The organism is Streptomyces sp. NPDC007264 (assembly GCF_042869095.1).
Classification (GTDB): domain Bacteria; phylum Actinomycetota; class Actinomycetes; order Streptomycetales; family Streptomycetaceae; genus Streptomyces.
The window spans coordinates 150158-165110 of sequence record NZ_JBIAFD010000005.1 but is presented as its reverse complement, the minus strand read 5'-3'; the positions used below and the strand labels follow the sequence as shown (position 1 = coordinate 165110).

At 74.6% G+C, this 14953-nt stretch carries 11 protein-coding genes and 5 tRNA genes; 10 read left to right on the top strand and 6 right to left on the bottom strand.

All coding sequences use genetic code 11. The features are described from left to right. Window positions 1-214: 214 nt before the first annotated feature. From ACFYMU_RS10130 to ACFYMU_RS10110, 5 genes are all read left to right on the top strand, one after another. The gene (locus ACFYMU_RS10130; RefSeq protein WP_388370706.1) at window positions 215-853 is read left to right on the top strand and encodes a GNAT family N-acetyltransferase; all 639 of its coding nucleotides are present in this window, start codon (window positions 215-217) and stop codon (window positions 851-853) included. A gap of 127 nt (window positions 854-980) precedes the next feature. Then, the gene (gene cbiE / locus ACFYMU_RS10125) at window positions 981-2192 is read left to right on the top strand and encodes a precorrin-6y C5,15-methyltransferase (decarboxylating) subunit CbiE (protein WP_388370704.1); all 1212 of its coding nucleotides are present in this window, start codon (window positions 981-983) and stop codon (window positions 2190-2192) included. Window positions 2193-2538: 346 nt separating this feature from the next. Next, window positions 2539-6078 carry a nicotinate-nucleotide--dimethylbenzimidazole phosphoribosyltransferase gene (cobT, locus tag ACFYMU_RS10120; RefSeq protein ID WP_388370702.1) on the top strand — a complete coding sequence of 1180 codons (3540 nt, stop codon included), beginning with the start codon at window positions 2539-2541 and terminating at the stop codon, window positions 6076-6078. Window positions 6079-6295: 217 nt separating this feature from the next. Further along, window positions 6296-7528, top strand: coding sequence for a uroporphyrinogen-III C-methyltransferase (gene cobA / locus ACFYMU_RS10115; protein ID WP_388370699.1), 1233 nt, complete (start codon window positions 6296-6298; stop codon window positions 7526-7528). Window positions 7529-7591: 63 nt separating this feature from the next. Then, the gene (locus tag ACFYMU_RS10110) at window positions 7592-8410 is read left to right on the top strand and encodes a TrmH family RNA methyltransferase (RefSeq protein WP_388370696.1); all 819 of its coding nucleotides are present in this window, start codon (window positions 7592-7594) and stop codon (window positions 8408-8410) included. Between the two features lie 26 nt (window positions 8411-8436). Here the strand turns inward: ACFYMU_RS10110 and ACFYMU_RS10105 are convergent, their stop codons facing one another. Then, window positions 8437-9780, bottom strand: a complete 1344-nt coding sequence (locus ACFYMU_RS10105) for a serine/threonine-protein kinase (RefSeq protein ID WP_388371388.1) — start codon at window positions 9778-9780, stop codon at window positions 8437-8439. Between the two features lie 579 nt (window positions 9781-10359). On the opposite strand from ACFYMU_RS10105, the gene ACFYMU_RS10100 reads away from it, so the two are divergent. From ACFYMU_RS10100 to ACFYMU_RS10090, 3 genes are all read left to right on the top strand, one after another. Next, window positions 10360-10569 carry a hypothetical protein gene (locus ACFYMU_RS10100; RefSeq protein WP_388370694.1) on the top strand — a complete coding sequence of 70 codons (210 nt, stop codon included), beginning with the start codon at window positions 10360-10362 and terminating at the stop codon, window positions 10567-10569. A gap of 345 nt (window positions 10570-10914) precedes the next feature. Continuing rightward, window positions 10915-11859, top strand: a complete 945-nt coding sequence (locus ACFYMU_RS10095; RefSeq protein WP_388370691.1) for a phosphotransferase family protein — start codon at window positions 10915-10917, stop codon at window positions 11857-11859. A gap of 74 nt (window positions 11860-11933) precedes the next feature. Beyond that, window positions 11934-12209, top strand: coding sequence for a zf-TFIIB domain-containing protein (locus tag ACFYMU_RS10090; RefSeq protein WP_388370688.1), 276 nt, complete (start codon window positions 11934-11936; stop codon window positions 12207-12209). Window positions 12210-12255: 46 nt separating this feature from the next. Here ACFYMU_RS10090 and ACFYMU_RS10085 read toward each other — a convergent pair. The 5 genes from ACFYMU_RS10085 to ACFYMU_RS10065 all read right to left on the bottom strand — a co-directional run bounded on the left by ACFYMU_RS10085 (window position 12256) and on the right by ACFYMU_RS10065 (window position 12742). Continuing rightward, window positions 12256-12327 (bottom strand) — tRNA-Val (locus ACFYMU_RS10085). A gap of 43 nt (window positions 12328-12370) precedes the next feature. Then, window positions 12371-12442: transfer RNA gene (locus tag ACFYMU_RS10080), tRNA-Val, on the bottom strand. A 42-nt stretch (window positions 12443-12484) separates the two neighbouring features. Continuing rightward, window positions 12485-12556: transfer RNA gene (locus ACFYMU_RS10075), tRNA-Val, on the bottom strand. A gap of 1 nt (window position 12557) precedes the next feature. Next, window positions 12558-12631: transfer RNA gene (locus tag ACFYMU_RS10070), tRNA-Cys, on the bottom strand. 38 nt (window positions 12632-12669) lie between these two features. Next, window positions 12670-12742: transfer RNA gene (locus ACFYMU_RS10065), tRNA-Gly, on the bottom strand. 178 nt (window positions 12743-12920) lie between these two features. Between ACFYMU_RS10065 and ACFYMU_RS10060 the strand changes: the two genes are divergently transcribed. Then, window positions 12921-13967, top strand: coding sequence for a chorismate-binding protein (locus tag ACFYMU_RS10060; RefSeq protein ID WP_388370686.1), 1047 nt, complete (start codon window positions 12921-12923; stop codon window positions 13965-13967). Between the two features lie 118 nt (window positions 13968-14085). Further along, on the top strand, window positions 14086-14907 hold the full coding sequence (locus ACFYMU_RS10055; protein ID WP_388370683.1) for an aminotransferase class IV: 822 nt from the start codon (window positions 14086-14088) through the stop codon (window positions 14905-14907). Window positions 14908-14953: the final 46 nt, after the last annotated feature.

Below are 14953 nucleotides of genomic sequence, written 5' to 3'. Positions count from 1 at the left end.
ACCGGGGCTCGGTGATCCCGTCCTTCCGATCCGGCCGGTCACGGTGCCCGCCACCGCCGGCCGCGGCACCCGAGGCGGGCTCCCCCGGCATGCGGGCGCCCCCGCCCGCCCGGCGCGGCGGGAAAGGACCCAGTGGTGCGGTTCGGTGCTTCCATGCTGCATGCTGGGCAGTTCAGCAGGCACTGACGGTTTCCGAAGGTTACGGAGCGGCGCAATGACGAGCACCTTCCCCAACGTCTCCATCAGCACGGAGCGGTTGGTTCTGCGCCCTCTCGACGAGGACGACATCACCGCGCTGGCCGAGATGATGAACGACGAACTGGTCGGTGCCTGGACGGACGTGCCGCAGCCCTTCACCGAGGAGGGCGCCCGCACCTGGATCACCGAGTACGCGCCCGCCGAACGCACCGCGGGCCGCGGCCTCGACCTCGCCGTCGCCGAGTTCCTCACCCAGCGGCTGGTGGGGATCATCCAGCTCGGCCGGACCGACTGGCATGTGCGGTCCACCGAGCTGTCGTACATCATCGCCTCCTGGGCGCGCGGTGAGGGCTACGCCTCCGAGGCGGCGCTCGCCACCGCCCAATGGCTCTTCGGGGACCAGAAGTTCGAACGGATCGAACTGCGCACCGCCGCCGACAACACCGCCTCCCAGCAGGTGGCCCAGAAGATCGGCTGCATCAGCGAGGGCGTCCTGCGCAACGCCTGCATAGCGCACGTCCGGACCGAGGACGGCACCTGGACCGACGTACGCACCGACTTCATCGTCTGGAGCCTGCTGCCGGAGGACCTCGAAGGCGTCGGCGAGGAACTCGCCGACACCGGTGGTTTCGCGTCGTTCCCGAACTGGAACTGACAGCGGGGACCGCACCCGCGGGGCGAGCCCGCGACGGGTGAACCCCGGCCGGACCAGGTACCCTCACGGAGCCCGCCGTGCGGGCTGGCCCCTGACGACCTGCGCGAACTCCTGGAGACTGACGACGATGGCCGACCGGGTGACGGTGATCGGCTGGGACGGCTCGCCGCTGACCGCCGCGGCGCGCTCGGCCCTCGGGGCCGCCACGCTCGTCGCCGGAGCGGCCCACCACCTCGCGCTCCCGGAGGTGCCGGCGACGGCCGAGCGCATCCGCCTCGGCAGTGTCGCCCTCGCCGCCCGCCGCATCGCCGCCCACCGGGGCACGGCCGTCGTCCTCGCCGACGGCGACCCGGGCTTCTTCGGCGTCGTCCGGACCCTGCGCGCTCCGGAGTTCGGCCTGGAGGTGGAAGTCGTGCCGGCGGTCTCCTCGGTGGCCGCCGCCTTCGCACGCGCCGGGATGCCCTGGGATGACGCACACGTGGTGGTGGCACACCGCCGCACGCTGCGACGCGCGGTGAATGTATGCCGCGCCCACACCAAGGTGGCCGTTCTCACCTCCCCGGGTGCCGGACCCGCCGAGCTCGGCCTGCTCCTCGAGGGGGTTCACCGCACCTTCGTCATCTGCGAGGAGCTCGGCACCGACCGCGAACAGGTGACCGTCGTCACCTCCGACAAGGCCGCCGACCACACCTGGCGCGACCCCAACGTCGTCATCGTCATCGGCGGACCCGCGACCGCGGCCGACGGCGGCGGCTGGATCGCCGGCCGTGACCCGGGCGCGGGACCGCGCGGCTGGGCGCTGCCCGCCGGTGCGTACGGCGGCGGGCTGGGCGAGGGCGAGACGGATCTGCTGCGCACCGCCCAACTCGCCCGCCTGGGGCCGAGGGTGGGTGATCTGGTGTGGGACATCGGGGCCGGCGGGGGCGCGTTCGCCGTGGACGCCGCGCGCTGCGGGGCCGCCGTCATCGCTGTGGACCGCGACCCCGACGCCTGCGGCCGCACGACGGCCACCGCCCGCCGCTTCGGCGTCCAGTTGCAGGTCGTGCACGGCACCGCCCCGCACATCCTGGAGAACCTCCCCGAACCGGACGTCGTACGCGTCGGGGGCGGGGGAGTGGCGGTCGTCTCGGCCGTCGCCGACCGGCGCCCCCAGCGCATCGTCGCGCACGCCGCGACCCGCGACTCGGCCGAGCTCGTCGGCAGGGATCTGACCGAGCACGGCTACGACGTCGAGTGCGCGCTGCTGCAGTCGGTGGAGCTCGACACGCGGGCCTGGACGGAGAAGGAACGGAGCGTCGCGTTCCTGCTCAGCGGCCGATTGCCCGAACGCTCCCTGTGATCCGGTTGTCCTACCGGCGCGGTAGGCTGGCCGATCGTTGTACCGCACTTGGGTGATCCGGGCCTTCGTCAGTCAATGTCCGGAAAGCGTGCCCCTTTTGGGGCAGGTGTGGTACGGCAGAACCGGAGGGCGCGCAACGTGGCGCAGTCCACAGCGGGCCGTCGCGGATCATGCTGTCGCGACGGGAGAACGACCGCGACAATGCCATGGAATGGTTTTGTCGCCATTGACGGCGGGTCGTTCGTGCCGCTGGGCACGCACGCTCGTTCTTCATTGCGGGCGGTCGGCGCGCGCCGTTCCGGGCGAGCCGGCCGTGGAAGCACTAACCGATGGGCGAGGGATACGCATGACCGACACCGGCCAGGTCCCGGGCGAGGGACTGCCGGAGAACGCAGGCATGGTGGAGCAGCCGGGCGTCCTCGCGCCGGGCGCGTACACCTACCTCGACCACTCCGGCACCGCCCCCGCCGAGGACGACGACCTGCTCCTGATGCCCGGCCAGCAGGGCGCGTGGGGCAACGAGCCGCAGCCCGCTCCGGCTCCCGCGCCGTTCGCCCACGAGCCGGGCCCGCACGAGACGGCCGGCCGGGACAGCGGCTCGCTCGACGTCGCGGCGGTCCGCACGCCCCCCGCGGGGACGCCCGTGCCGCAGCCGACGCCGCACCGCCCGCTGCACCTCGGCCCGCCCACCCCGGACCCCTCGTCGACCCTGGTGCGTTCGCTCTCCGACCGCGGTCCTGCGGATGCCCCGCTGCGCCCTTCGGGGCCGCCGACGACCGGCCCCGAGTACCTGGACGTGGCACACCTCGTGGAGAACTCCCCGCAGGGAGCGGTGCCGTGGGGCGCTCCGCCGCAGGGGCAGACGATCCTGCCGGAGAACGCCGTGGCGGACGCGGTGGCCCCGATGCCGGCGCCCGACCCGGTGACCGCGCCGGAGCCGCTCCCGGCCGCCCCCGAGCCCTTCCCCATGGCCCCGGAGGGCTCCGGAGCACTGCAGGAGCCCGCCCCCCGGACCGCCGCCGAGCAGCCGCAGGCCCCAGGCCTGCCGCAGGACGGCCACGGTGTGCCCGCAGCCGTGCAGCAGGTTCCGGACGCCGTGCACGCCGCCCCGGCGCCCGAGGCGGTGACCGACGCGTCCGGGAGCGTGCCGGCCGCCGGTGCCGCACCCGTTCCGGACGGTTCACCGGCCCCCGCCCCGCAGCACCCCGAGGCCGCGCCGGTGGAGCCGGCCGTCTCCCCCGCGCCGCACGAGCCGGGGGCCGTCCAGGCACCGGACGCCCAGGCCGCGGACGCCGCGGACGCGGACGCCGCGTCCGCGCCGAACGCTCCGCGGCCGGAGGACGCCGCCGCCGCGCAGGCCGGCGTGCCCGCCGACGCAGGCGTACCCCCGCAGGAGACCGAGGCCGAGGCCGTCGAGCCCGCGCCCGCCGGACCCACGGTGCCGTCCGTCCCGTCTCCCGAGGCCCAGGCGCCGGCCCGGGGCGAGCCGGGCCAGGACCCCGCCCAGCCCGTCGTCCTCGTGCCGGACCAGCAGGTCCACGACCCCGCCGAGGACCCGGTCCAGGCGCCCGCCCCGGCACCGGAACCGCAGGCGCTCGCAGCCCCGCTCCCCGACGCCGCGGCCGTGTCCGCCGTGTCCGCCGAGCCCGCGCAGGAGGGCCCCGCCCCGCAGGAGCAGCCCGTGGTCGCCGAGCACGGCACGGCCGCCGGGGCCGCGGTGCCCCAGGCGTCCGCCGAAGGGGCCCACGGCGAGCAGCCCGCGACCGGTGAGCCGGCCGGCGGCCCCCTCGAGCCGCAGCCGGACCAGTCGCTGGGCCGGTTCGTGCCCGTCGACGGCACGGTGCCGACCACCCCGCACCTGGCCCCCACCCCGCCGCACGCCCTGCGGGTGCCGCCCCTGCCCCCGCACGAGCAGCCCGTAGCGGCGGAGCCCGCCCCGACCGCGGCCGGGGAGGACGGGCCGGCGACCGCCGCACCGGCGGCGGAACCCGTCGTCACCGTGCCCGCCCCCCGCGAGGGCGAGGCCCCCGCTCCGCAGCCGCCGGCCGCCGCCCCGCAGCCCGTGGCCGCGCAGCAGGCGGAGGACCTGGACACCCGGGCCGCCGACCAGGAAGAGAGCACCGCCGCAGTGGAAGACGTACGACAGTCCACCGGCCCGGCGGCGCCCGGATACGACGACGCCGAGCGCGAGACCGTGCTGCGCGTGATGCGCGAGCGCCGGGACATCCGCAACGGCTTCCGCAGCGACCCGATCCCGCACGACGTGCTGCTGCGCGTGCTGGAGGCCGCCCACACGGCACCTTCCGTGGGTCACTCCCAGCCGTGGGACTTCGTCGTGATCCGCTCCGCCGAGACGCGCCGCACGATGCACGAGCTGGCGCAGCGCCAGCGCGAGGCGTACGCCAAGTCGCTGCCCAAGGGCCGGGCCAAGCAGTTCAAGGAACTGAAGATCGAGGCCATCCTCGACACCCCGGTGAACATCGTGGTCACCGCCGACCCGACGCGGGGCGGCCGCCACACCCTGGGCCGGCACACCCAGCCCCAGATGGCCCCCTATTCCTCCGCGCTCGCCGTCGAGAACCTGTGGCTCGCGGCCCGCGCGGAGGGCCTCGGCGTGGGCTGGGTCAGCTTCTTCGACGAGCGCGAAATGGTCCGCGCCCTCGAACTGCCCGAGCACCTGGAGGTCGTCGCCTACCTCTGCGTGGGCTACGTCGACGAGTTCCCGGAGGAGCCGGAGCTGATGCAGGCGGGCTGGTCCAAGCGCCGTCCGCTGTCCTGGGTCGTGCACGAGGAGACGTACGGCCGCCGGGCGCTGCCCGGCGAGGAGCCGCACGACCTGCTCGCCGAGACCGTGGCGGGCATCCGCCCGCTGGACGCCAAGGCCCTCGGCGAGGCGTGGGAGCGCCAGAAGCGCATGACCAAGCCCGCGGGCGCGCTCGGCATGCTGGAGATCATCTCCGCGCAGCTGTCGGGCCTGTCCCGGCAGTGCCCGCCGCCGGTTCCCGAGCCCGCAGCCGTCGCGATCTTCGCCGGCGACCACGGGGTGCACGCCCAGGGCGTCACCCCCTGGCCCCAGGAGGTGACCGCCCAGATGGTCGCCAACTTCCTCGGCGGCGGCGCGGTCTGCAACGCCTTCGCGGGCCAGGTGGGCGCCGAGGTCTGCGTGGTCGACGTGGGCGTGGCCGCCGACCTGCCCGCGACCCCGGGCCTGCTGCCGCGCAAGATCCGCGCGGGCACGGCCGACATGACGACCGGCCCCGCGCTCACCCGCGAAGAGGTCGTGCAGGCCGTCGAGGTCGGCATCGAGACGGCCCGCGACCTGGTGGCGGCGGGCAACAAGGCCCTGCTCACCGGCGAGATGGGCATCGCGAACACGACGGCCTCGGCCGCCCTGATCGCGGTCTTCACCGACACCGACCCGTCCGAGGTGACCGGCCGCGGCACGGGCATCAACGACGAGACGCTGGCGCGCAAGACGGAGGTCGTCCGGCGCGCCATCGAACTCCACCGGCCGGATCCGGCCGACCCCATCGGCGTCCTGGCGGCCTTCGGCGGCCTGGAGCACGCGGCCATGGTGGGGCTGCTGCTCGGTGGCGCGTCGCTGCGTACCCCGGTGATCCTCGACGGCGTCAGCGCGGGCGCCGCCGCCCTCGTGGCCCGGGCGATCGCCCCCGAGGTCCTCGCGGCGTGCATCGCCGGCCACCGCAGCGCGGAGCCGGGCCATGTGGCCGCCCTCAACAAGCTGGGCCTGCGCCCGCTCGTCGACCTGGACCTGCGCCTCGGCGAGGGCACGGGCGCGCTCCTCGCGCTGCCGCTCGTGCAGAGCGCGGCGCGGGCGATGCACGAGGTGGCGACGTTCGACTCGGCGGGCGTCACCGAGAAGTAGGGGCGCGGGTCCGGGGCCGCACGCCCCGGGCCCCCGCGCACCGGACGGGCCGGGGCGGCGGGCGGTGTCGTGGCGCCGCGCGCCTCCGCACCCCCGGCCGTGCGCCGGTACCCACCACCGCGATCAGCCACCCGGCGCATAAAATTCCCACGTCAGGGCCGCTCCAAAGCCGTAGAGGCCCCCGTTTCGCACCGCCTGGACGAGGAGCCGCACCGCCATGGCCGAACACCCCCCTTACCCCGTAGGGCTGCGCCTGACCGGCCGTCGCGTGGTCGTGCTCGGCGGCGGCCAGGTCGCCCAGCGCCGGCTTCCCGCGCTGATCGCGGCCGGCGCGGACGTCCTGCTCGTGTCCCCCGAGGCCACCCCCTCGGTGGAGGCCATGGCCGACTCCGGCGAGATCGGCTGGGCGAGGCGCCCGTACCGGCCCGGGGATCTGGAGGGCGCCTGGTACGCCCTGATCGCCACCAGCGACCGCGAGGCGAACACGCGCGCCTCGGCGGAGGCCGAGACGCACCGGGTGTGGTGCGTGCGCGCCGACGACGCCGACGCGGCGACCGCCTGGACCCCCGCGACCGGGCACAGCGAAGGCGTCACGGTGGCCGTCCTGACCACCGCGGCCGAGGGCCGCGACCCCCGGCACACCGCGGCCGTCCGCGACGCCGTGGTCGAGGGCCTGCGCGACGGCACCCTGGTCGCCCCGCACCACCGCACCCGTACGGCCGGCGTCGCGCTGGTGGGCGGCGGACCCGGCGACCCGGATCTGATCACCGTCCGCGGCCGGCGCCTGCTCGCCGAGGCCGACGTGGTCATCGCCGACCGCCTCGGCCCCCGCGACCTGCTCGCCGAACTCCCGCCGCACGTAGAGGTCATCGACGCGGCGAAGATCCCGTACGGCCGTTTCATGGCCCAGGAGGCCATCAACAACGCGCTGATCGAGCACGCCAAGCAGGGAAAGTCGGTCGTACGTCTCAAGGGCGGCGACCCCTTCGTCTTCGGCCGTGGCATGGAGGAGGTCCAGGCGCTCGCCGAGGCGGGCATCCCGTGCACGGTGGTCCCGGGCATCTCCAGCTCCATCTCGGTGCCGGGCGCGGCCGGCATCCCCGTCACCCACCGCGGCGTCGCCCATGAGTTCACGGTCGTCAGCGGGCATGTCGCCCCCGACGACGAGCGCTCGCTGGTCGACTGGGCGGCGCTGGCCAGGCTGACCGGAACGCTGGTGATCCTCATGGGCGTCGACAAGATCGGGAAGATCGCCGACACGCTCGTCGCCCACGGCAAGGCGCCCGGCACCCCCGTGGCCCTGGTCCAGGAGGGCACGACGGCCGCCCAGCGCCGCGTCGACGCCACCCTGGCGACGGTCGCCGAGACCGTGCGCACCGAGGACGTGCGGCCCCCGGCGGTCATCGTCATCGGCGACGTGGTGGAGGCAGGGCCACGACCCGGGGAGTAACCCGGGGTAACACGTCCAGTTCCAGCCGTTGGCACCGTTCCCAGGACAAGGCAGTATCACCCTGTGGCTGATCTCATCACCGTTGCGGACGCCGACGACCCGCGCCTGCGCGACTACACGGGCCTGACCGACGTGGAGCTGCGCCGCAAGCGCGAGCCGGCCGAGGGACTGTTCATCGCCGAGGGCGAGAAGGTCATCAGACGGGCCAAGGCCGCGGGGTACGAGATGCGCTCCATGCTGCTGTCGGCCAAGTGGATCGACGTCATGCGCGACGTCATCGACGAACTCCCGGCCCCGGTCTACGCGGTCAGCCCGGAGCTCGCGGAAAAGGTCACCGGCTACCACGTGCACCGTGGCGCGCTCGCCTCCATGCAGCGCAAGCCGCTGCCGACGGCGGACGAACTCCTGGCGACCGCCCGCCGCGTCGTGATCATGGAATCCGTGAACGACCACACCAACATCGGCGCGATCTTCCGCTCCGCCGCGGCCCTCGGCATGGACGCGGTCCTGCTGTCCCCCGACTGCGCCGACCCGCTCTACCGCCGCAGTGTGAAGGTCTCCATGGGCGCGGTGTTCGCGGTGCCCTACGCCCGCCTCGACACCTGGCCCAAGGGCCTGGAGGCGGTCCGCGAGGCGGGCTTCACGCTGCTCGCGCTCACCCCCGACGAAAAGGCCAGAACGCTCGACGAGGCGGCACCGCACAGGATGAACCGCGTCGCGCTGATGCTCGGCGCGGAGGGCGACGGCCTGTCCACGCAGGCGCTGGTCGCGGCGGACGAATGGGTCCGCATCCCCATGGCCCACGGCGTCGACTCCCTCAACGTGGGCGCGGCCGCCGCCGTCGCCTTCTACGCGGTGGCCACCGGCCGCCCCCGGTTGTGAGGGCCCCGCGGACCGGCGGGCGCCGTTCAGGCGTCCCGGCCCGGACCGCTTCCGTGGCGGCCGGCCGTCGGATCGCCGTGCGGGGGAGCGTACGACCGCTCCTGCCGCGGGTCCTTGCGCACGCCCCCGTCGTCCAGTCCGCGCGCCGGCCCCTGGCAGCCCTGGGCCGCCGCGATGCCCAGCGCAGCCAGCAGGGTCACCACGACGAACACGAAGAGCCGCTGGCGCAGCAGTCGCGGGTTGGCCGGGCGCAGCCCGGTCCCGGTGTTCCGCGGAGCCGGCCGTCCGGTCCCGCTGCGCGGCGCGGGCCGTCCTCCGGTGCGGGTGCTGCCCGTGGCACGGGGTGTGGCACCGGAGCGGGTGGTGCCGCGTTGCGTGGCGGCCGGACGGATGCCCGGCCGCCGGCCGCTGCCCCGGGACGGGGGAGCACCCTGACCCTGCGGGCGGCGCTCGGTGTGCTGCGCGGTGTACTGCTCCGTCGGCCGTGCCGAGGGCCGGTCGGCCCCGCCGCGCTGTGCCGGCGGTCGCACGTCCGCGATCCCCTGGGCCTCCCTGGCCGCGATCTCCTTGAGCCGCAGCGAGAGTTGGAGCGTGCTGGGGCGCTCCTCGGGGTCCTTCGCCAGACAGGCCCGCACGAGGGGCGCCAGCGCGTCCGGCACGCCGTGCAGCAGCGGCTCCTCGTGCACGACCCGGTAGAGCATCACCTCGGAACTGCCGTGCCCGAAGGGCGAGTCGCCGGTCGCCGCGTAGGCCAGCGTGGCTCCCAGCGAGAACACGTCCGTGGCCGGGGTGACGGCGGCGCCGCGCACCTGCTCGGGGGCGAGGAAGCCGGGTGACCCGACGGCCGTGCCGACGTGGGTGAGCGTCGAGGCGCCGGTCGCCCAGGCGATGCCGAAGTCGATGATCCGCGGCCCCTTCGGGGACAGCAGGATGTTGGACGGCTTCAGATCGCGGTGCACGACCCCGGCCTCGTGCACCGCCACCAGCCCCTCGGAGAGGGCGGCGCCCACGGTGGCCACGTCGGCGGCCGCGAGCGGTCCCTCCTCGGCCACCTTGTCGTGCAGGGAGGGGCCGGGCACGTACTGCGTGGCGAACCACGGGCGCTCCGCGTCGAGATCGGCGGCCACGAGCCGCGCCGTGCACCCGCCGCGAATCCGCCGCGCGGCCGAGACCTCGCGGGCGAACCGCGACCGGAACTCCTGATCCTCCGCCAGGTCCGGCCGGATCACCTTCAGCGCGACCCGCTGCCCCCGCTTGTCGGACCCGAGGTAGACGACGCCCATGCCGCCCGCGCCGAGCCGCCGGTGAATCCTGAACGAGCCGACGACACGCGGGTCCTCACGCCTCAGGCGCATCATCGCCATGTCCATCCCCGCTGCCCGGTCCGTCTGACGAGCCACAGCTTACGTTTCCACGCCCGGGTGCGCGCAGAGGCCGCGCCCTCTCCCCCGATCGATTGTCACTGCCGGGCGGGAAACTTGACAGGCGGTCAGGGCAGCTGTGGACGCAATGGCGGCACGCTGCCCGTTGTCCCAACGGCCCTGCGGTGAAGGGCGATTGGCAGGGAGGGGTGATCGGGCCGAGCCGGCCGGGGACCGGTGCGCACGCCGGGCGCCCGCGAGGTGCCGGCGAGCGCGGCCGATGTCCGGCCAGGTCCACCGCGCGGGGGGCGGGGGCCGACGTGAGCGAGGTCACCCGGCGCGCGTACCGCGCACCCCACCGTCCCCTCGGGGAAGACCCTGAGACCCAGGGCCCCATCTCCACCCAGGGGAGTACACCGCAGGTCATCGCTCATCCTCCGGGAGGCCAGGCAATCGGTACGAAGGCATGACGACCCCCACCCGCCCGGCGCCTAGATTTGAGGTCAAGCGGCGGGTGCAGCACTCGTCCCCCGAGGTCAGACACCCGCCGCTCCCAAGAACCACAGCACAGAGGTCAGGAGAGGGACCATGGCCCACACGGCACCGCGGACACTGATCCGCACGCAGGGACGCAAGGCGTACGGCGCCGCGTTCGGCACCCGCCGCCAGGGCCGCCGCCACCCGCTGGTGGCGACCGCGATGGTCCTTCCCCTGGCGGCCCTGCTCGTGTACGCCTTCGGCGGCTGGGAGGCAGTGGTCACACAGGCGTCGTCCGTGGGTGTGATGCTGGGGCGCTGAGCGGCGCCCCAGGCCCGGAAGAGCGGTCCGGGCGGGGACATCCACCCATGAAACCCCGTGGGGACGGGGGTGCGGCGGACGGCACAGACGCCCGCGCAGCTGGGGAGCTGCGCGGGCGTTGTCATGCCCGCGGCCCGGTGTGCCACCTCCGGGGGCCACGCGTCCGACGGCGGCGCCCCGCCGGCGACATGCGGCCGGCCACCGGTCCGACCGACCGCTCCCGTCCGCCCGCCGCCCGCTGTCCGCCACCGACCTGCCCGGCCGCGGCACCAGGCCCCGTCGCCGCCTGCCGGGTCCCGTCCGCGTAGGCTCCCGGCACAGGGCCGTACCCACACCGGAGGACCCGTGACCGCAGCCGTCCTACTGCCCGCGCTGCTCGCCGAGGCGCACGGCGCGGCGCACGGCGACGCCGGTGCGGCCTGCGCCTGCCCCGTGCCCGGCACCGTCCTGGCCGACCGGGACGACTCCACCGTGGTCCGTCACGGCGGCACCGTCGCCAAGGCCCACGCCCCCGGCACCGATCCCGTCGCGCTCTCCCTCCGTCTGGCCACCGCCGCGCGGCTGGCCGGCACACTGCTCGCCCCGCTCCGCCCCGCCCCGGTCGGTCTCCAGGGCCGCCTCGTGACCTTCTGGCCCCACGGCAGCCCCGTCGACCCCGACGCCCCGCAGGCCGCGCCCTGGGAGGAGGCCGCCGCCCTCCTTGCCCGGCTGCACCAGGCGCCCGCCGCCGCCGGCCTCCCGCCGATGCGCGGCCCCGCCAAGGCCGCGCGCGCGATCCGGCGTCTGCGGGCGGCCGACCCCCACCCCGACGCCGAACCCGTCCTGCGGGCCTGGAGCGCGCTGCCCGCCTGGGCCCGGGACGAGGCACCCGTGCCGCCCGGCGGCGCCCTCTGCCACGGCGACCTGCATCTCGGCCAGCTCGTCCGCCATCCCGCGGGCACCGGCCCCTGGCTCCTCATCGACGTCGACGACCTCGGGGTGGGCGACCCGGCGTGGGACCTGGCCCGCCCGGCCGCCTGGTACGCCTGCGGCCTGCTGCCGCCCGACGAGTGGACCCGCTTCCTGACCGCCTACCGGCAGGAGGGCGGCCCGGCCGTCCCGCCCGCCGGTGATCCCTGGCCCGCGCTCGACGTCCCGGCCCGCGCCCTCACCGTGCAGACCGCGGCCCTCGCCATCGCCAAGTCCGTGGCCGCGGGTCGCCCCTTGGACGAGGTGGAGCGCGCGGTCGTCGACACCTGTGTCCGAATGGTCATCATTCCGCCGGGGTTGGCGCACGGGTTCACGACGTAGGCTGCAACCGACCAGGTTCGGACCGAGTCCCTACCTGGCGAAGCCCCACCGACCGGCGAGGAGTTGAGCCGAGCATGCAGTGTCCGAAGTGTCACGCGCCGATGCACACGTACAACCGCAACGGCGTCCAGATCGAGCAGTGCAGCGGGTGCCGCGGCATCTTCCTGGACTACGGGGAGCTGGAGGCGCTGACCCGACTGGAGTCCCAGTGGGCGCAGCCCGCCCCGCCTCCGCCCGCCCCGCAGGCCTACCCGGCCGCCCCCGCCTGGGGTGCCCAGCACGGCGGCCACCAGGGGCACTACGGACACCACCGCCACAAGAGCTTCGGCCACATGCTGTTCTCCAGCTGAGCCGCACGAAGAAGCCCCCGGCCGCAGGGCCGGGGGCTTCGGTGTGTGGACGATACTGGGATTGAACCAGTGACCTCTTCCGTGTCAGGGAAGCGCTCTCCCGCTGAGCTAATCGTCCTCGGGACCACGATCGCTCCGGGGAGGCGGCCGTGGGTGTCGCGTGCGCGATACTGGGATTGAACCAGTGACCTCTTCCGTGTCAGGGAAGCGCTCTCCCGCTGAGCTAATCGCGCGAGGATCCGAGCGGACCGATGGTACGGGCCCGAGCGAACCAGTGGACGATACTGGGATTGAACCAGTGACCTCTTCCGTGTCAGGGAAGCGCTCTCCCGCTGAGCTAATCGTCCTTGGAGGTGGAGACGGGATTTGAACCCGTGTAGACGGCTTTGCAGGCCGTTGCCTCGCCTCTCGGCCACTCCACCAGGAGTGCAGGGGATCGTGGGATCCCCTGGTTCCTTCGAGCGGACGACGAGGCTCGAACTCGCGACCTCAACCTTGGCAAGGTTGCGCTCTACCAACTGAGCTACGTCCGCCTGTCGTTTCGGTACGCTCGCGCGTCCCGGCGACGTGTTGAACTCTAGCGGATTCCGGGGCCAGTACAAAAACGCGTTTGCGCAGCGTGCTGCCCTGCGCCCGGCCGAGGACGTGGTCAGGGCGCCCGGGGCACCTCGTCCGGGCCACCGGCCGGTCACCGGCCATAGACTCGGCTGCGTGCAAGACCTGCCTCCCCTCGCCCGTTTCGGCCATCGCGTCGCCACCGGTCTCCTCGATGTCACGAACGATCCCGCGGCGCTCGACTCCTCGGGCTTCTGGGCCGTGTGCGCGGACTACGAGGGGCGTCTGACCTGCGCCCGCTTCGGCGACGTACGGGAGGAGCCCGTGCCCACCCCCGTGCCGGGCCGGTGGCGGGGGCCGTCGGCCGGTGACTGGACGTCCTCGCTCGACCGCGCGGCGTACACGGCGGGCGTGCGGCGGATCCGCGAGCACATCGCGGCCGGCGAGGTCTACCAGGTCAACCTCTGTCGTGTGCTGTCCGCGCCGGTGGCGCCCGACGCCGATGTGGACGCCCTGACCGCCGTGCTGGCGCGCGGCAACCCGGCCCCGTACGCAGGAACGATTCGTCTGCCGGAGCACGGCGTCGAGACGGCCACCGCGTCCCCCGAGCTGTTCCTGCGCCGCGACGGTCGCGTCGTCGAATCCGGTCCGATCAAGGGAACGGCGACCACCGAGGCGGAGTTCCTGGAGAAGGACCACGCCGAGAACGTGATGATCGTGGACCTCGTCCGCAACGACCTCGGGCGTGTCTGCGCCACCGGCACCGTGACCGTCCCCGACCTGTGCGCCGTCGAGAAGCACCCGGGCCTGGTCCACCTCGTGTCCACGGTCCGCGGGGAACTGCGCGCGGACGCCGGCTGGCCCGAACTCCTCGCCGCCACGTTCCCGGCCGGGTCGATCACCGGTGCCCCCAAGTCGAGCTCCCTGCGGATCATCGACGCCCTGGAGACCGCGCCCCGCGGTCCCTACTGCGGCGCGGTCGGCTGGGTCGACGCGGACCGGCGGGTGGGCCAGCTGGCCGTCGGCATCCGCACCTTCTGGATCGACCGCACCGCCGGCGGCGGGGCCGTGCTGCGCTTCGGCGCCGGTGCGGGCATCACCTGGGGCTCCGACCCGGAGGGCGAATGGCGCGAGACCGAGCTGAAGGCCGCCCGGCTGCTCGCGGTAGCGTCGGGGGAGTACCAGGACACGGGACCGCGGTGACCCCCACGTACCGTGCCCGTCCGGGGCACGTCCCGTCCGGGGGCACGGCCGGCGCGGAGCCGGGCCGGGCACACGCGCCGGACGACGCTTCCGCCACCATCTTGCGAGGTAATGACCAGTGAAGCTCTGGCTCGACGGCAGACTGCAGGACCTCGAGTCCGCCCGCGTCTCCGTCCTCGACCACGGACTGACCGTCGGCGACGGCATCTTCGAGACCGTCAAGGCCACGGACGGGCGGCCGTTCGCGCTGAGCCGCCACCTCGACCGGCTCACCCGCTCGGCGCGCGGCCTGGGCCTCCCGGACCCCGACCTCGACGAGGTCCGCCGCGCCTGCGCCGCCGTGCTGGAGGCCAACCCGATGCCTCTCGGCCGGCTGCGGATCACCTACACCGGCGGTCACGGGCCGCTCGGCTCCGACCGCGGCGAGGCGGGCCCGACCCTCGTCGTCGCCCTCGGTGAGGCCGCCCGGCGCCCCGACTCCACCGCCGTGATCACCGTGCCGTGGACCCGCAACGAGCGCGGAGCGCTGGCCGGTCTCAAGACCACCTCGTACGCCGAGAACGTCGTCGCGCTCGCCCGGGCCTCCCGACAGGGCGCCTCCGAGGCGCTGTTCGCCAACACGGTCGGACAGCTCTGCGAGGGCACCGGGTCCAACGTCTTCGTCGTCCTCGACGGTGAGATCCACACCCCGCCGCTGTCCTCCGGCTGCCTCGCGGGCGTCACGCGTGCGCTCACCGTCGAGTGGACCGGCGCCAAGGAGACCGACCTCCCGCTGGACGTCCTGGAGCGGGCGGAGGAGGTGTTCCTCACCTCCACGCTGCGGGACGTCCAGGCCGTCCACCGGGTCGACGGCCGCGAACTGCCGGGCGCGCCGGGACCGGTGACCGCCAAGGCCATGCGGATCTTCGACGAGCGGGCCGGTGACGACCTGGATCCCTGACCCTCGTCCTCCCGGGCGCCGCCGGGGGACGGGCGGGCGGAATATG